Source organism: Shewanella sp. SM21 (assembly GCF_025654335.1).
GTDB classification, from domain to species: Bacteria; Pseudomonadota; Gammaproteobacteria; order Enterobacterales; family Shewanellaceae; genus Shewanella; species Shewanella oncorhynchi.
Window position 1 is genome coordinate 209,794 of record NZ_JAKKRL010000008.1, and the last position, 18,058, is coordinate 227,851.

An 18,058-nucleotide genomic window follows, 5' to 3' on the forward strand; every position below is an offset into this window, starting at 1 on the left:
CAACTTCAATTTGGCTTATTATCGACGAGGGAAATCCTACCCTCCATTTATTGCCAGATATAACCAGAGATCAGCGTGTTTAACAAAATACCATTAAAGTTGCGTTCGGCATGGGATGAACCATTATGGCCTGCACCAAAACACACATGTAGCGGTAATAAATGTTCTTCCCGCGGATGACTAAAACGCGCTTCAGGGGCTGATTGCCAATGAATTAACGCTGTTTTTACCTCGGCAAAACTAACACTTGCCGTTAAAGTTTGCGTCAACCAATGATCAAATTCTGCACTGCGGCTTTGCACTGTGAGATCGCTTGAGAAAAATGCCCGCATATTGTGAAACGACATGCCAGACCCCACGATCAACACCCCTTGGTCCCGCAGCGGCGCTAAAGCCTCCCCAATCGCTATATGGATTTTAGGATCGAGGCTGTGGACTAACGACATCTGCACCACGGGAATATTCGCCTCAGGATACATCAACTTAAGTGGTACAAAAGTACCGTGATCAAATGCGCGTTCGCTATCTAAGCGGGCGGCGATGCCCTTATCCGATAGCATATTCGCAATCTGTGCGGCTAATTCTGGCTCACCGGGTGCAGGATATGTCAGCTGATAAGCCTCAGGTGGAAATCCATAGTAATCATACAAAATACTTGGCTTTGGGCTACTCGACAAAGTCACCACAGATTCTTCCCAATGGGCAGTGATCAACACAATCGCCTTCGGAGTTGGCATTGGCGCTGTTACTGAAGTTAAAAATGCACGCAACTCCCTATGATTAACATCATTGAGCAAAGGCATAGGGCCACCACCATGGGGCACAAATAGCACAGGCATACGACTCGCGTTAACTTGCATCATAATCCTCTCGTGTTGATTAACTTATATCTGTACTACTGGCTTTAAACTCAGCATTTCTCACTTAACTCACGGTTCTACATAACACTTCAATGCACGCTTAAAATGCGGAGCGATTCAGCACCAACTGCCGCTGAAATTGCACTAAACGCTCAATAATTTCATCCAGTTTGATAACCAGAAAGAGGCCAGCCGATAAACTCAATGCGGGCAGTGCATTAATCGGCGCTTCATAATTAAAGTGGAAATAAATCGCCCCCATCATAATCGCCAGTAAACCGCTCGCCGATAGCACTCGGTAGTCACGTAGACACAACCCAAGGGCACCAATCACTTCCATCAAACCAATAAAATAGCCAAATCCGGTGGGAAGATTCATCAAAGTAAACGGAACATGGAACATAGGCACGCCAAATAACTTGGCAAATCCCGAGATAAAAAACACTATGCTCATCGCCAGTGTGACGGTTGCAGCGGCGCGATTGAGTGTATTGGCACAAAGGAATAACTTCTGTGTATCAACCTCTGCAACTAAGCCATTGATACTTAAAACCTTGGTATCACATAAGTTTAAAAATCGCATCGCACACACCCCATTAAACGTGATATTTGCCGTCAGTCTTGGGCATAAATTCGCAGACGACGAGCGAGAATGGAATCGATTATGAGCCGATAAAAGATAAATAAATATGGAATAAAATCTAATATCTCCTAAACTAATAATTTATAAATTGCGAGCAATCCTTGTGACCTTAGATCAACTGCTGATGTTTAAAACCGTAGCTGAGGCGGGCTCACTCAAAGCTGCCAGTGACAAGCTACATAAAACCCAACCCGCCATTAGCCAAAGTATCAAACAGTTAGAATCCCAACTCGATCTTATCCTGTTTAATCGCGAAGGTTATCGACTCGCCATCACTGAGCAAGGTCGAAAACTGCTGCAACATACCCTGCGGGTACTGAATGAAGCGCAAGAAATGAAGCAAGTAGCGAAGCATTTAGCCAAAGGTAACGAAGCAAGCATCACCTTAGCTTTTGAAGCCTCCTTTAATCTCGCTCGAATTTTGCCGATTTTAGAGCTGACTCAAAATGAGTTTCCCTATACCCAAATTATTCTCAAACAAGAGTTTTTAACTGGTGCACTCGAAGCGCTGAATCAAGATAAAGCTGAAATCATCATCTCCGCAGGCGGAATTGAGCCCATACGCTCGAGTCATTTAGAATTAGCCTATTTATTTTCCGGTAGCCTTCTCGATGTTGCCGCGCCGCGCATGCTTGAGCGTCATCCGACACTGACCTACGCACGAGAGCTCGTTAATGAATACCAAATCGTGATCCAAGATACGGGCTCAGGCACTGCGAATATTGAGTTTGGGGTACAGGCGGGGCAACGACGTTGGTATGTTAATGATTTTTACACTAAAAAAATGCTTATTCAAAGTGGTATGGGCTGGGGCAAGCTGCCGCACTATATGATTGTAGATTCACTCAAACAGGGCGCGTTGATTGCACTGGATCTGCGTGAAAGGCAAAACAACATTCAACTCGATTACTATGTGATGCGAAAACCCCACTCACCTTTAGGCCCTGTCGCCCAAGCACTCTGGCAAAAGCTGATCGCCTTTTCATCTGAGCTGAATACTTAGGAATTCAAGCTTAAGATTTAACTTAGTGACTTAAAATGAATTGAAGTCAAAAAGTCATAAGCCGTTATAAAATCATCGACCATAAAAAAACGCCCCTTGATAAGGGGCGTTTTTCATTTTGTTAGTGGGCAGAACCTTAGACTAAACCTTAGCTAAGGTGCGCTCTTTAGCGCTCCAATCTAAGTGATATTTCTCGCCTGCTGGGGTATCGATACGCTCAAAGGTATGAGAGCCGAAAAAGTCACGCTGACCTTGGAGTAAGTTCGCTGGTAATGTTTCGCAGCGGTAACTGTCGTAATATGCCAGTGCTGAGCTAATACACGGCGCTGGAATACCTTGCATTACCGCAGTCGCTACCGCAGTGCGCCATAGGCCTTGCTTTTCAGACAAGGCAGACGCAAAACTGTCCGCCATCAACAGATTGCCAAGATCAGATTTGTCTTCATAGGCTTGAGTGATTGATTGCAAGAAAGTCGCGCGAATAATACAACCCGCACGCCAAATTTTTGCAATTTCAGCAAAGTCTAACTGCCATTTTTGTTCATGAGCCGTCATCGCCATCAACTGGAAGCCTTGGGCGTAACAACACACTTTCGCGCAATATAACGCGCTTTCAAGGGCTTCAATCAACAGTGCTTTTTGTGCGTCATCGATAACAGGTGCATTTGGCCCAGCCAATTTCTGGCTGAGTTGTAGACGTAAGGATTTTTGGGTACTTATGGCGCGCGCATACACAGCTTCAGCAATCGTCGGCGCCGGACAGCCAATTTGTAAACTGCTCACGGCCGTCCACAAACCCGTGCCTTTTTGGCCCGCTTTATCTAAGATCATTTCCACCAGCGGTTTACCCGTTAATGGATCGACCTGTTTTAATACTTCGGCACTGATCCCCATCAAATAGCTGTTTAAACTGCCTTTGTTCCAGCGTTCAAACACATCGCCCACTTCCGATGCACTCATGCCTAAACCGTCATGCAGCATTTGATACGCTTCGCAAATCAACTGCATATCAGCGTATTCGATACCGTTGTGCACCATTTTCACATAATGGCCAGCACCCGCGGGGCCAATATAAGTCGTGCATGGCTCGCCTTCTGTCACTGGATTACCCGGCTCGAAGCGTTCGATAGGTAGCCCAGTTTTGGTATCAACCTTAGCGGCAATCGCTTTCCAAATCGGCGCAACATGGTGCCATGCATCGATATCACCGCTAGGCATAAGTGAGGGTCCAAAACGCGCACCGACTTCGCCGCCCGAAACTGCAGAGCTGAAAAATACAAACTGCCCTTTGTAGCGCGCTTCACGCTCAACAGTGTCAGTCCATAAACTGTTTCCTGTGTCGATAACAATATCGTCGGACTCAATTCCGGCAGAAATCAAGGCACTACAGACACCATCGACGGGGGCACCAGCAGGAACAGAAAGCACAAGAATACGGGGTTTTGTGAGACTGGCTAACATTTCGGTAAGATTAGCACAGCCAAGAATGCGAGATTCGAGTCCAGCACGTTCCTGTTTTTCTTGCTGTATTACACCATTAACTTTAACAGGATCGAGGTCAAACGCGCTGACGTGATATTGGTTATCTGCGATGTTTAGCGCAAGGTTTTTACCCATAACACCAAGGCCAATTACGCCGATATCATTAAGATTGCTGTGGTTTTGCATTATATTATTCCCACGGGACACAGAGGTTAGAGCTAACCAATTTTGAGGGGTAATTATACCGATCTTTGTAACTTAATTACCAGAGACATACGATTGGCAATTTCGATTGTGCCGAAAGTACCAATCGTTTAGGTCTCATTTTATCTAGGGCGTGTTGACGTTTCAGGGTTATTTTTGCAGCGAGTTGGCAGGCTTTTATGCAAGGCAAAGCCCGTGCAGTGTAGTTATTCTACATAAACGGGCGATAACGCAGCAGAAACGCCAGCCAAACGCTGCCCGAAGGGTTCGTCTGGCAAGCTCTTGCTCTTTTTCACTCGTCATTTGAGTAGAATAACTACACGTCACTCCTCGTTTCGCGATCACGAGCTTGCCAAATCGAACAAAATTTAATCTCAAAACGTCAACACGCCCTAGTAGAACCGTCAATTAATGGGCAAGTTTAAGCCCTAAAACACCCAGTAATATCAGTATCAAACTGACGATTTTAAGTAAGCTAACGCCTTCTCCTAAGAGGATAATTCCCGCAATTGCGGTGCCCATAGCGCCAATACCGACCCACACGCCGTAAGCCGTACCTATAGGTAGCTGCTTAACCGCGAGTCCTAGTAGCAACACACTCACTGCCATCGACGCTACTGTAAAGATACTTGGCCACAAACGCGTAAAACCGTCGGTATATTTAAGCCCTATAGCCCAACCAATTTCAAATAAACCCGCAAGAACTAATAAGAACCAACTCATAGTGAACTCCCATAAAGGGGTCGTCCCCATGTTAGATTAGGCGTATTTAGGGTCGTCCCTAAGCCATTTGATTACAGTAAAACTGTAGGTGATGATTGTGCGTGATAGCTGTACGTGATGAGCCTGCAAGACTAGCAAATTTGAGGTGAAAATTTCAATCTTTGATTTTGCCGAAATAAGAAATGCCATGCGCAAAAAGCGATAGTAAGCTTGGTCAGTTTACTATCGCCTTGATATTTCAACTCTCTATAAGACCTTTACACTCTTTCTATAAAAGCCTTTACGATCTATTTCTTACACTAAGGCATCGGCATAACCCATGCGAGTGAGCGCGGTACGCACTAACTCTAAGGTCTGTGGATCTTCTATGGTCGCTGGCGCAGTATATTGCTGATTATCGGCAATTTTTCGCATAGTACCGCGTAAAATTTTACCCGAGCGCGTTTTAGGTAATTTTTGAATCGCACTCACTAACCTAAAGGAAGCGACGGGACCAATTTCTTGGCGTACCAGGGTTATTAACTGTTTATGCAGCTCTTCATCACTGATCGTCACGCCTTTCTTGAGTACCACTAATCCGAGGGGAACTTGGCCCTTAAGCGCATCATCTACCCCAATTACCGCGGCTTCGGCCACATCAGGGTGTTGACATAACACTTCTTCGAAGCGTCCCGTCGATAACCTGTGCCCCGCTACATTTATGATGTCATCGATACGACTCATAATGTAGAGATAGCCGTCTTCATCGGTATAACCCGCATCGCCAGTTAAGTAGTAACCCGGATACATAGACAAGTAACTATCTTGATAGCGTTGATCATTTTGCCACAGTGTCGTTAAGGTTCCCGGCGGTAGAGGCAATTTAATCACCACATTACCCGAAGTATTGGCCGCAACTTGCTCACCTAATTCGTCTAGCACTTCAACCGCATAACCCGGCACAGGTAAAGCTGGCGAACCTGGTTTAATGGTAACCGGCGCTGTGCCCATCAAATTTGCTGCGACAGGCCAGCCCGTTTCGGTTTGCCACCAGTGATCAATAACAGGTTTAGCGAGCTTAGTGTGTGCCCAAACTAAGGTATCGGGATCGCAACGCTCCCCCGCCAAAAACACATTTTTAAGACAAGCTAAATCAACACCTTGTAGATATTCACCGTCAGGATCTTCACGCTTGATTGCGCGAATAGCCGTCGGCGCGGTGAAGAAGCTTTTAACCTTATATTTGGCAATCGTGCGCCAAAATGCGCCAGGATCTGGCGTCCCGACAGGTTTGCCCTCATACATTAACGTGGTTGCGCCCACCAGCAGCGGCCCGTACACAATGTAAGAGTGACCCACAACCCAGCCCACATCGGACGCAGCCCAAAACACATCACCCGCTTGAATATCGTAAATATGCTGCATCGACCAAGCCAGAGCCACGGCATGGCCACCATTATCGCGTACCACACCTTTAGGCTGACCCGTGGTGCCTGAGGTATAAAGCACATACAAGGGATCGGTAGCCTTGAGGACGACACAATCGGCCTTAGGTGCAGTTGCTAATGCGGCTTGCCAATCTAAGTCACGACCCTCAAGTAAATCGGCCTGATACTGGCTACGATTCAAAATTAGGCAGTGATTAACCTGATGCACTGACTGCGCTAATGCTTTATCTAACAGAGGCTTGTAAGGGATCACGCCCGAAGGCTCAATGCCGCAAGATGCCGACAAGACCAATTTAGGCTTGGCATCGTTAATCCGAGTCGCGAGTTCATTGGCGGCAAAGCCACCAAAAACCACAGAATGAATCGCACCGATGCGGGCACAGGCCAGCATAGCGAAGGCAGTTTCCGGCACCATAGGCATATAAATCACCACACGGTCGCCCTTCACTATACCAATAGATTGCATAAAGCCCGCGAGTCGGCTCACTTGAGCCTGTAACTCCCCGTAGCTAATGCCGTATTCAGTATCCGTAACAGGACTCACATACTGGATAGCCACTTGGTCACCGCGTCCAGCCAACACATGGCGGTCAACGGCGTTATAACAAGTGTTCATCTCACCATCGGCGAACCAATGATAAAACGGCGCCTGTGATTCATCGAGCACAGTTTGCGCTGGCTTAATCCAATCGAGCGTCTTCGCCGCTTCTCCCCAGAATTCGGCTTTATTAAGCAAGGATGCTTGGTGCAACGCTTGATGTTTTTGTTGGTTCTGTTTTTGATTTGTGGCTTGCGCTACAGATGCATTTTGCTGTTCGGTCAACATATGTCCTCCAATCAGGACTGCGACTCACATCGTCAGCCGCAATAACTACCCCTTCCTGCTTCTATTATTAGCAAGGAGGTCTAAAGCCCACTATTAGACGTTAGCCTATAACCAGAAGATATTTGTGGTTTTATGTGAGAACACTAATTTAAAGCACACGTTTTAATCTCGCTGCACAGGCTTATGGCAATTGGGATTGACACTTTTATGGCAACAGAATAAAAGCCAAAATCTTTACCTTTACGTAAACTTCATATATCTTGCTTAAAACTGATTATTTAGGGTGCATGAATGAGCGCAACGAACACACCACAAACGACTTACTCGATCAGTGATCTCTCAAAAGAGTTTGATATCACTACTCGTAGTATTCGTTTTTACGAAGACCAAGGTTTGCTTAAACCTAAACGCCGCGGCCAAACCCGTATTTATAGCCTCAAAGACAGGGTGCGTCTCAAGCTAATTCTTCGCGGCAAACGCTTGGGCTTTTCTTTGGCAGAAACCCGTCGCTTGTTCGAATTATACGATGCCGACAAGAGCAGCACCTCACAGCTCAATACCATGCTGGCGCTAGTGGAAGAAAAAAAGTCCGCACTACAACAGCAAATGGACGACATCAAAGTCGTATTGATGGAACTCAATTCCGCCGAGCAGCAGTGCCGTTTAGCCTTAGAAGATAACAAAACGGCAAAAGCCTAAATCCCCGTTGACACAAAATCAAATCAATTTGATAGCGATAACGACTACGGATTTAAGTACAAGATTTAAAAGACTCAAGCACCTAAAAATCATAAAAACTATAACAATCTGAAATTAGAACATCTGAAAGGACACAAGCAATGAACTCTCTCTACACAAGTCTGAATTTTAGCCTAGGCGAAGACGTCGATATGCTGCGCGATGCAGTGCAGGATTTTGCCGCGAATGAAATCGCCCCAATTGCCGCGAAAGTGGATCACGACAATGCCTTTCCCAATGAACTTTGGCCTGTGCTTGGAGGAATGGGACTGCTCGGAGTAACGGTACCCGAAGAGTTCGGCGGCGCAAACATGGGCTACCTAGCCCACGTCGTCGCAATGGAAGAAATCTCCCGCGCATCCGCTTCTATCGGCCTAAGTTACGGTGCCCACTCAAACCTGTGTGTCAATCAAATCAACCGTAACGGTAATGCAGCGCAAAAAGCCAAGTACCTGCCAAAACTGGTGAGCGGTGAGCATATTGGCGCGCTGGCCATGAGTGAGCCAAACGCAGGTTCTGACGTGGTTTCGATGAAGCTACATGCCCGTAAAGAAGGCGACCGATTCATCTTAAACGGCAACAAAATGTGGATCACTAACGGTCCAGATGCACACACCTATGTCATTTACGCGAAAACCGACTTAACCAAAGGCGCACACGGTATTACCGCCTTTATCGTTGAACGTGATTCGAAAGGTTTTAGCCAAGCGCAAAAGCTCGACAAACTCGGCATGCGCGGCTCTAACACCTGCGAACTGGTGTTTGAAGATGTAGAAGTACCAGAAGAAAACATTTTAGGCGGACTCAATAACGGCGTAAAAGTGCTGATGAGCGGCCTAGATTACGAGCGCGTCGTACTGTCTGGCGGTCCGCTGGGGATCATGAATGCCTGCATGGATATCGTTGTGCCTTACATCCACGAGCGTGAGCAATTTGGCAAATCCATCGGTGAATTCCAACTAGTGCAAGGCAAGTTAGCCGACATGTACACAGGCATGAATGCCGCCAAATCCTATGTCTATAACGTCGCAAAATCCTGCGATCGCGGTGAAACCACCCGTAAAGATGCCGCAGGCGCCATTCTTTATAGCGCAGAACTTGCCACCAAAATGGCACTGGATGCAATTCAACTGCTAGGCGGCAATGGCTATGTCAACGAATACGCCACAGGCCGCTTACTGCGTGATGCAAAGCTGTATGAAATCGGCGCTGGCACCTCAGAAATTCGCCGCATGCTGATTGGCCGCGAACTGTTCAATGAGTCGAAATAACGCGAGTTCAAATAATCTCTCACAAGTGAATGGGTAGCACCTCACTGTAACTTACAGTTTGCGCCCACCATTCGAGCAAGGTGATACCGAGTTTCCGCTTTATAAGGACAATCAAAGTGACGCAAATAAGCAGTCGTATCAACGCCCGTAGCGATGAATTTAAAGCAAAATCAGACGATATGGCCGCCCTAGTGGCCGATCTCAAAACTAAACTCAATAAAATCGAACTCGGCGGCGGCCCTGTGGCGCTAGAGCGTCATTTATCCCGCGGTAAATTACTGCCACGTCAACGGGTTGAAAAGCTGCTCGATGCAGGTTCGCCCTTTTTAGAGCTATCGCAATTTGCGGCGTTTGAAGTCTATGACGAAGAAGTGCCCGCAGCGGGCATTATCGCTGGTATCGGCCGTGTGAGCGGTGTTGAGTGCATGATCATCGCCAACGACGCTACAGTTAAAGGTGGCACTTACTACCCGATTACCGTTAAAAAACATCTACGCGCCCAAGATATTGCCAGCCGTTGTCACTTGCCTTGTATCTATTTAGTCGACTCTGGCGGCGCTAACCTGCCCCGCCAAGATGAAGTCTTCCCCGACCGCGACCATTTCGGCCGCATCTTTTACAATCAAGCGCAAATGTCCGCTAAGGGCATTCCCCAAATTGCAGTGGTGATGGGCCTGTGTACCGCAGGCGGCGCCTATGTGCCGGCCATGGCGGATGAATCGATTATCGTAAAAGATCAAGGCACTATCTTCTTAGCCGGCCCGCCATTAGTCAAAGCGGCCACTGGCGAAGAAGTTAGCGCCGAAGAACTCGGCGGCGCCGAAGTGCACACTAAAATTTCCGGCGTAGCGGATCATTTAGCCCAAAACGATGAGCACGCGTTAGAGCTTGCCCGCCGCGCGGTATCACGCCTGAATCATCAAAAAGAAATCAAATCACTGCTGAGCCCAGTCAAGCCACCAAAATTCGATATCAGCGAACTGTATGGCATTGTCGGCACCGACTTGAAAAAGCCCTTTGATGTCAAGGAAGTGATCGCCCGTATCGTCGATGATTCTGATTTTGATGAGTTTAAAGCCAACTATGGCGCGACCTTAGTGTGCGGTTTTGCCCGCATTCACGGCTACCCAGTCGGCATTGTCGCTAACAACGGCATTCTGTTCTCTGAGTCTGCGCAAAAAGGCGCGCACTTTATTGAACTGTGCTGCCAGCGCAAAATTCCGCTGCTGTTCCTACAAAATATCACCGGCTTTATGGTGGGTAAAAAGTACGAACACGAAGGCATAGCCAAACACGGCGCTAAAATGGTGACCGCGGTTTCTTGCGCCAATGTACCTAAATTCACTGTGATTATTGGCGGCAGCTACGGCGCGGGTAACTACGGCATGTGTGGCCGTGCGTTCGAACCGACCATGATGTGGATGTGGCCTAACGCCCGTATTTCTGTGATGGGCGGAGAGCAAGCCGCAGGCGTTCTCGCCACAGTGCGTCGCGACGGTTTAGCCCGTAAAGGTGAAGAATGGTCGCTTGAGGATGAAAAATCCTTTAAAGCGCCAATTGTCGCCCAGTACGATAAAGAAGGTCATCCGTATCATGCCAGCGCCCGTTTATGGGATGACGGCATTATCGACCCAGCGCAAACCCGCGATGTGGTCGGCCTTGCCCTATCGGCGGCATTAAATGCTCCTATCGAAGACACCCGCTTTGGTGTGTTCCGTATGTAAAAGGCACATGTGAAAAACATATGTCACACAAGAAGATAGGAAAAGAATAATGACAGACACATTAAACAGCGCTAGCGGCACAAAGGATTTAAGCAACTTACAGCACGTGAGCCATGCGCTCACTCACGGCGTTGCCGAGCTTATTTTAGATCGCAGCGATGTGCACAACGCCTTCGATGAAGTGATGATTAGCGAGATGATTAGCGTCCTTAGCTATTTTGCTGAGCACAAGCAATGCCAAGTGCTGGTACTCAAAGCGAACGGCAAAAACTTCAGCGCCGGCGCCGATCTCAATTGGATGCGCAAGCAAGCCAAAATGGACTTTGAGCAAAATCTAAATGATGCCAAAGCCTTAGCAAAACTGATGCAGGATTTAGATACCTTTCCTAAGCCCACCATTGCACTAGTGCAAGGTGCAGCCTTTGGCGGCGCACTGGGGCTGATTTGCGCCTGCGATATCGCTATCGCCACGACGCGCGCCAGCTTTTGCTTGAGCGAAGTGAAACTCGGATTAATTCCAGCAGTAATTAGCCCTTACGTTGCCCGCGCTATGGGTAATCGTGCATCGCGCCGCTACATGCTGACCGCCGAGCGTTTTAGTGCAGAAACCGCATTAAAACTTAACGTCATTCATGAGATCAGCGATGACTTAGACGCCGCCGCAAAGCCTATGATTGAGGCACTACTTGCCAATAGTCCGCAAGGCATGGCGTGGGTCAAAACACTGCTGTCGCATCTTGAAGATGGCGTGATAGACCAAAACACCATTGATTATACTAGCGAGCGTATCGCCCGCATTCGGGTATCGACCGAGGGCCAAGAGGGCTTAAACGCCTTTTTTGAGAAACGTCAGCCTAATTGGCAACAAGCGCACTCAATGCCCTCCAAGCCCATGCAAAAGCCAAGTGATACCCAAGGAGCCCTTTGATGTTGACCAAGCACATGTTTACCAAACTATTGATTGCTAACCGCGGTGAAATCGCCTGTCGCATCATCAAAACAGCCCATGCCATGGGCGTTCGCACCGTTGCCCTATATTCCGATGCCGATAAAGAAGCGCGCCATGTCGCCATGGCCGACGAATCCTTCTATTTAGGCGGCAGCGCACCGGCAGACTCCTATTTAAAGGGCGATTTGATTATCGACATCGCCAAAAAAGCGGGCGCACAAGCGATTCACCCAGGTTATGGTTTCTTGTCTGAAAATGCCGACTTTGCCCGTAAATGTGAAGCCGCTGGCATCACCTTTGTTGGCCCAGGCAGTGATGCTATCGATGCCATGGGCAGCAAAAGCGCCGCTAAATCTATTATGACTGCAGCAAACGTGCCCTTAGTGCCGGGTTATCACGGCGATGACCAAACCGATGCGACCTTAAAAGCGGAGGCGCTGAAAATCGGCTTCCCTATGCTGATTAAAGCGGCTTATGGCGGCGGCGGTAAAGGCATGCGGATCGTCGAGAACGAAGGCGAAATCATGGAAGCCGTAAACTCGGCGCGCCGTGAAGCGGCCTCTTCTTTTGGTAATGATAAGTTATTGATGGAGCGTTATTTACGCCAGCCACGCCACGTCGAAGTGCAAGTGTTTGCCGACACCTTTGGCAACGCGATTTACTTATCGGATCGCGATTGTTCGATTCAACGCCGCCACCAAAAAGTGGTCGAAGAAGCGCCTGCGCCCGGCTTAAGCGATACACTGCGTGCCCAAATGGGTGAAGCGGCCGTCGCGGCAGCCAAAGCCATCGATTATGTTGGCGCGGGGACGGTGGAGTTTCTGCTCGACACAGACAATAGCTTCTATTTCATGGAAATGAACACCCGTCTGCAGGTTGAGCATCCAGTGACTGAGATGGTCACAGGACAAGATTTAGTGAAATGGCAGTTAATGGTCGCCAGTGGTCAGCCACTACCCCTTAAGCAAGATGAAGTGCGTATTCACGGCCATTCCTTTGAAGTGCGAATTTATGCCGAAGATCCACAAAATGAGTTTTTACCCGCCAGCGGTAAGCTCAACTTTTTACGTGAACCCGAGCAAAGCAAATACGTGCGTATCGATTCGGGCATTCGCGAAAATGATGTGATCAGCAACTTCTACGATCCTATGATTGCCAAGCTTATCGTCTGGGATGAATCGCGCCCGCGCGCGCTGCAACGTTTAGTGCATGCCTTAGAGTCGTATCAAATCAGCGGTCTTAAGCACAACATTGAGTTTTTGGCCAACATTGCCGAACACCCAGCCTTTGCCAATGCCGACTTTAGCACTGACTTTATTGGCCGTTATGGCGATACCCTGATTGGCACAGCTTCAAGCGAAGCCGATACTGCGCTTGCCTTTGCCGCGCTGTATCAAGTGCTTGCCCGTAAAGAAGCCGCCAAAGCGCAAGCTGTCAACAGCGCCGATCCTTACTCGCCTTGGGGTCAAGTGAGCGGCTTTAGACTCAACAGTTGCAGTCAGCACAATATTGCCCTACTCGATGATGCCCATGAATTGCAGCAGTTAGTGATGCTCGATTTAGGTGGCATGTATCAGCTACCGCTGCACGGACAAGATTGGTTGCTAAATGGCGAGCTGAAACAAGATTTACTGCTCGCAGAAATCAACGGCCATAAGAGTAAAGTGCCCGTTAGTGCCCAAGGTGATGACTTTACGCTGTTTTTATCCTCTGGCAGTTACCACTTTAAAGCAGTGCAAACACTCGTGGTCGAAGAACAAGCCAGCAATACTGACAAGTTAAAAGCGCCCATGAACGGCACGGTAGTGACCCATTTAGTCGATATCGGCACACAAGTTAAAGCGGGCCAAGGTTTGCTGGTGATGGAAGCCATGAAGATGGAATACACAATCGAAGCCCCCTTTGACGGCATAGTCACTGAGTTCTACTTTAAGGCGGGCGAGCTAGTAACCGATGGCGCAACCTTGCTTAACGTAGAGCCGTTAAACCTAGCGCCATTAAATGGGATTGAGGCTGAGCCCACTGCGACCAAGGAAGCCTAAGATGTCTTTCGTCAATATGAGCCAAAGTCTACACGCCAAAGACACGGTCAGCATTTTCGAGATGGGCGCACGCGACGGCCTGCAAAACGAAGTCGCCGTGCCGACGGCAGCAAAAATCGCCTTGATTGAATCGCTGGCAGGTGCGGGGCTTAAGCGTATCGAAGCCGGCAGCTTTGTGTCACCTAAATGGGTGCCACAAATGGCCGATTCTGCCGATGTGCTCAAGCAAATACAGCGTCAAAGCGGCGTGGTGTATAGCGCTCTCACACCCAACGTTAAAGGCTTTGAACTGGCACTGGATGCAAAAGCGAGTGAGGTGGCAATATTTGGCGCCGCCTCACAAAGCTTTAGTCAGCGCAATATCAACTGCTCGATAGAAGAGTCGATTGAACGCTTTATCCCTTTGATGAAATTAGCAAAAAAACACAATATCCCAGTGCGTGGCTATGTGTCCTGTGTGCTCGGCTGCCCCTATGAAGGTGAGATAGCGGTCAGTGAAGTGGCCCGTGTGTCTGAAATCCTTTACAAAATGGGCTGTTACGAAATATCGCTTGGCGACACCATAGGTGTAGGCACGCCGCAAAAAGCCCGTAGAATGCTGCAAACTGTGGCTGAGCGCGTCCCAGTCGAAAAACTGGCGCTACACTTTCACGACACCTATGGCCAAGCATTAGCCAACATTTTAGCCTGCTTAGACTTAGGTGTGCGGGTGTTTGACTCCTCGGTTGCGGGTCTTGGTGGTTGCCCCTATGCCAAAGGCGCATCGGGCAATCTTGCCACCGAAGACTTAGTGTATATGCTGCACGGCATGGGATTCGAAACGGGTATCGATTTACAAAAACTCGCGTTAGCTGGGCAAGCGATCAGCACACAGTTGAATCGCAACAACGGTTCGAAAGTGGCCACTGCCCTGTTAGCAAAATAAAACAAAAACCATTAACGACACCAACAACCGTTATTAAAAACGCGCGTTATTTCCCGCGCGTTTTCTAAAGCATAAAAGGACATCACAATGGCAGGACTCAATAAAGTCGTCAGCAGCTATGAAGAAGCGTTAGCAGGCTTATCGGACGACATGACCATTATGGTCGGCGGCTTTGGCCTATGCGGCATTCCAGAAGGCTTAATCAATCAAATGGTTAAGATGGGCGTTAACGGCTTAACGGCGATATCAAATAACGCTGGCGTTGACGATTTCGGCCTTGGCTTACTGTTAAAACATCGCCAAATCGCCACTATGATCGCCTCTTACGTGGGTGAAAATGCCACCTTTGAACAGCAAATGCTCTCTGGCGAACTGAACGTGATTTTAACGCCCCAAGGCACGCTGGCGGAAAAGATCCGCGCAGGCGGCGCAGGTATTCCGGCATTTTTCACCGCTACAGGCTTCGGCACGCCAGTCGCTGATGGCAAAGAAACCCGCGAAATCAAAGGTCGCCATTACGTGTTAGAAGAATCGCTGACCGCAGATTTTGCCTTAGTGCGCGCATGGAAAGCCGATACCATGGGTAATTTGGTGTTCCGTAAAACCGCAGCCAACTTTAACCCTATGATGGCGGCCGCGGGCAAAATCACTGTGGTTGAAGCCGAGTTTATTGTTGAGCCGGGCGAGCTAGACCCAGATCATATCCACACGCCGGGCATCTATGTTGACCGCGTTATTCAAGGCACGTTCGAGAAACGTATCGAGCAGCGCACGGTAAAAGCCGCGAAATAAAAGGCGCTGGCAAAACCTTGAAACACAGTTAACGCAATTGGCACTTAGCTCCCTAAAGTAAAAACTAAGGGTAAAAACCTAAGAGTAAAGACCAAAGCGTCAAAGCCAAATAGAAAGGATAGATATCATGGCATTATCAAGAGAACAACTGGCTCAGCGCGTCGCCAAAGAATTAAAAGACGGCTACTACGTCAACCTTGGCATCGGCATTCCCACACTGGTCGCTAACTATATTCCGAGCGGCATGGAAGTCATGCTGCAATCGGAAAATGGTCTACTTGGCATGGGCGAATTCCCTACCGAAGACACCATAGATCCCGATTTAATCAACGCGGGTAAACAAACCGTTACCGCAGTGAAAGGTGCTTCATTTTTTTCATCGGCGGAAAGCTTTGCCATGATCCGTGGCGGCCATGTGGATTTAACCGTACTCGGCGCCTTTGAAGTCGATGTGAATGGCTCTATCGCCTCATGGATGATCCCCGGCAAACTCATCAAAGGCATGGGCGGCGCGATGGATTTAGTCGCGGGCGCCGAAAACATTATCGTGACTATGATGCACGCCGATAAATACGGCAATTCTAAGCTGCTACCCGTGTGCGAATTGCCACTAACCGGTTACGGCTGCATTAAACGCGTCGTCACAGATTTAGCCTTTATCGAAATCAAAGATGGCGCATTTCATTTGTTAGAGCGCGCGCCAGGCGTCAGCGTCGAAGAAATCGTCAGCAAAACCGCCGGCAAATTAATCGTGCCAGAGCATGTACCAGAAATGGTGTTTTAAGCGTTCTCTAAAATGCGCAAGTAACGTATAGCGGCTAAGGTTGAAACTCAAGTTAGTTTGAAAGCTTTAGCCTAAAGAGTTTTGAGCGTTAACCGACGTTTTACGATACCAACAAGGCCCAGAAAATGATTCTGGGCCTTGTTGCTTTTGTCATCCCCGCGAAAACGGGGAACCATGAGTAAAATTCACCACCAGCTTGTTCACTACAAACCTTGTTTTTTTGTGAGCTTTTGCAGTCTAGGTACTTTTTGAGAGCTTATCGCCATAAACAGCACTAATGCTCTGGCGACACGCCGTAAACCCATCCTTGGGGGCTCAACGAAAAAGTCCCTTTTTCCGATGGTCGCCAACGCAAGAGTGCGGTTTACTCCCCATCCCAGCATATTCAATAATGAACAATGTCGCGCATTAAACTGATAACACCATATGTTAGTAAGGTTCTTTGCTGGCGAATGTGTGTTCACCATCGCTACAACGGAGTCGCTTAATGCTTGCTTCAAAAATGCTACAGATAGTCATATTTAGCGCCGTTACGGTAAACTTGACGCCAGCTAAGTAAAAAGGATACACAGAATGTTAGATAAGTTTCTCAATAAACGCAGCCGAAGCCGCAAGCTGATGCGCGATTATCCAAAAAACGTGTTTGAATACAACCAGTATTTGTTGACTGGTTATATTGATACTGGGATAGCGGAAAAATTCGAGAGATTAAAAGCATATATTGATTACCCTGATGATTTTCGCCAGTGGGAGTTATTTGGATCTGAGTTCGCAGTACCTGAATGCCATTGGAATCTTGCGGCACAACTTACGTATATTGAATCAGGCAAGCTCGAGGCGGCACCGCTGCTGCATTCGCTCGCTTACGGCTATTTTGATACCGCCATAGACTATTACAAATACTGCACTGCGGTTGAAAACACCGGTGGTTTTACTAATGCTAGTTGGGATACAACCCATGTATTCAGGCTGGTGCTGATGCTTTTTTCAGGGCTTAAGACTGAGGCCGACGAGCTGTATTATGCCAACGCAATGGCTTGGCGCTCAGGCTGGATAATTCGCTCCCACAGTTTTATAGGCGATTTTTTGGTGCTGCTGTATGGGCGCTATTTGGGCGTTATTGAGCCGCCTTTTGCCACGGAAGTGCAAGTGACACTGCGAAAAACGGCTCCTTTCCCCTATGCGCCATTTTTAGATAACTGGGACACACAGGATATCGAATTCATCAGCACTATGCTGCAAACCCTGTGTGATCATCAGGTAGAACAAGCAGTTATTGGGGATAAAAAGTGCTTTTTTGAGTTCAATGGTGGACCGCACACATATTTACCATTGACAGCGTTAATGCTGCTGAAACTGCGATCCCTTAGGGGTTTGCCTAACCCACAATTCAGTCATCCAGCCTTTGGCGAGATCACAGCTTTGTTTGAACAAGTATCCACATCATTTAGTGATTATGTTGCAACGTTAGGGATACAGCGGATTGAAGATGCTGCTGATGAGGTGTTAACCAACACATTAACCAGAATGCAAAGCCAAGATTTTGATGCCCATGCTATTTTCGCCAAGCGACTGCCATCGTTTAGTGCTGGTTAAGATTTTGATTAACCAAATTTTCATAAAAAATGGATAACCAATAAAATTATGATTCTATTAATATTGAGG

Annotated in this window: 15 protein-coding genes; 10 read left to right on the plus strand and 5 right to left on the minus strand. The window is 47.9% G+C overall.

What is annotated here, in order from left to right; all coding sequences use genetic code 11:
- Nucleotides 1-47: 47 nt before the first annotated feature.
- Together L5L94_RS12875 and L5L94_RS12880 are read right to left on the minus strand one after the other, a co-directional pair.
- On the minus strand, nt 48-863 hold the full coding sequence (locus L5L94_RS12875) for a DODA-type extradiol aromatic ring-opening family dioxygenase (protein WP_263163468.1): 816 nt from the start codon (nt 861-863) through the stop codon (nt 48-50).
- Nucleotides 864-960: 97 nt separating this feature from the next.
- Nucleotides 961-1,443 (minus strand): DoxX family protein, encoded by a 483-nt coding sequence (locus L5L94_RS12880; protein WP_263163470.1) that lies wholly within the window; start codon nt 1,441-1,443, stop codon nt 961-963.
- 163 nt (nt 1,444-1,606) lie between these two features.
- Here L5L94_RS12880 and L5L94_RS12885 point away from each other — a divergent pair, with 163 nt between their 5' ends.
- Nucleotides 1,607-2,506 (plus strand): LysR family transcriptional regulator, encoded by a 900-nt coding sequence (locus L5L94_RS12885; protein ID WP_173497695.1) that lies wholly within the window; start codon nt 1,607-1,609, stop codon nt 2,504-2,506.
- A gap of 141 nt (nt 2,507-2,647) precedes the next feature.
- Here the strand turns inward: L5L94_RS12885 and gndA are convergent, their stop codons facing one another.
- The 3 genes from gndA to L5L94_RS12900 all read right to left on the minus strand — a co-directional run bounded on the left by gndA (nt 2,648) and on the right by L5L94_RS12900 (nt 7,168).
- Nucleotides 2,648-4,174, minus strand: a complete 1,527-nt coding sequence (gndA, locus tag L5L94_RS12890) for an NADP-dependent phosphogluconate dehydrogenase (RefSeq protein ID WP_263163472.1) — start codon at nt 4,172-4,174, stop codon at nt 2,648-2,650.
- A 426-nt stretch (nt 4,175-4,600) separates the two neighbouring features.
- Nucleotides 4,601-4,915, minus strand: a complete 315-nt coding sequence (gene sugE, locus L5L94_RS12895) for a quaternary ammonium compound efflux SMR transporter SugE (RefSeq protein ID WP_263163474.1) — start codon at nt 4,913-4,915, stop codon at nt 4,601-4,603.
- 294 nt (nt 4,916-5,209) lie between these two features.
- Nucleotides 5,210-7,168, minus strand: a complete 1,959-nt coding sequence (locus tag L5L94_RS12900; protein WP_263163477.1) for a propionyl-CoA synthetase — start codon at nt 7,166-7,168, stop codon at nt 5,210-5,212.
- 291 nt (nt 7,169-7,459) lie between these two features.
- Between L5L94_RS12900 and L5L94_RS12905 the strand changes: the two genes are divergently transcribed.
- The 9 genes from L5L94_RS12905 (at nt 7,460) to L5L94_RS12945 (ending at nt 17,989) form a co-directional block, all read left to right on the plus strand.
- On the plus strand, nt 7,460-7,867 hold the full coding sequence (locus tag L5L94_RS12905; protein WP_006082318.1) for a MerR family transcriptional regulator: 408 nt from the start codon (nt 7,460-7,462) through the stop codon (nt 7,865-7,867).
- A 140-nt stretch (nt 7,868-8,007) separates the two neighbouring features.
- Nucleotides 8,008-9,177: an isovaleryl-CoA dehydrogenase gene (locus tag L5L94_RS12910; RefSeq protein ID WP_263163478.1), complete on the plus strand. Its 1,170-nt coding sequence runs from the start codon at nt 8,008-8,010 to the stop codon at nt 9,175-9,177.
- Nucleotides 9,178-9,293: 116 nt separating this feature from the next.
- Nucleotides 9,294-10,901, plus strand: a complete 1,608-nt coding sequence (locus tag L5L94_RS12915; protein ID WP_263163479.1) for a carboxyl transferase domain-containing protein — start codon at nt 9,294-9,296, stop codon at nt 10,899-10,901.
- Nucleotides 10,902-10,950: 49 nt separating this feature from the next.
- Nucleotides 10,951-11,829: an enoyl-CoA hydratase-related protein gene (locus tag L5L94_RS12920; RefSeq protein ID WP_263163481.1), complete on the plus strand. Its 879-nt coding sequence runs from the start codon at nt 10,951-10,953 to the stop codon at nt 11,827-11,829.
- The gene (locus L5L94_RS12925) at nt 11,829-13,892 is read left to right on the plus strand and encodes an acetyl/propionyl/methylcrotonyl-CoA carboxylase subunit alpha (RefSeq protein WP_263163483.1); all 2,064 of its coding nucleotides are present in this window, start codon (nt 11,829-11,831) and stop codon (nt 13,890-13,892) included. Before L5L94_RS12920 ends, L5L94_RS12925 begins: the two co-directional genes overlap by 1 nt.
- 1 nt (nt 13,893) lies before the next feature.
- Nucleotides 13,894-14,817 carry a hydroxymethylglutaryl-CoA lyase gene (locus tag L5L94_RS12930; protein ID WP_263163485.1) on the plus strand — a complete coding sequence of 308 codons (924 nt, stop codon included), beginning with the start codon at nt 13,894-13,896 and terminating at the stop codon, nt 14,815-14,817.
- Nucleotides 14,818-14,904: 87 nt separating this feature from the next.
- Complete coding sequence (locus L5L94_RS12935; RefSeq protein WP_263163487.1) at nt 14,905-15,609, plus strand: CoA transferase subunit A; 705 nt, start codon at nt 14,905-14,907, stop codon at nt 15,607-15,609.
- 127 nt (nt 15,610-15,736) lie between these two features.
- Nucleotides 15,737-16,393, plus strand: coding sequence for a 3-oxoacid CoA-transferase subunit B (locus L5L94_RS12940; RefSeq protein WP_006082325.1), 657 nt, complete (start codon nt 15,737-15,739; stop codon nt 16,391-16,393).
- A 573-nt stretch (nt 16,394-16,966) separates the two neighbouring features.
- Complete coding sequence (locus L5L94_RS12945; RefSeq protein WP_263163489.1) at nt 16,967-17,989, plus strand: hypothetical protein; 1,023 nt, start codon at nt 16,967-16,969, stop codon at nt 17,987-17,989.
- The last annotated feature ends 69 nt before the right edge of the window (nt 17,990-18,058 follow it).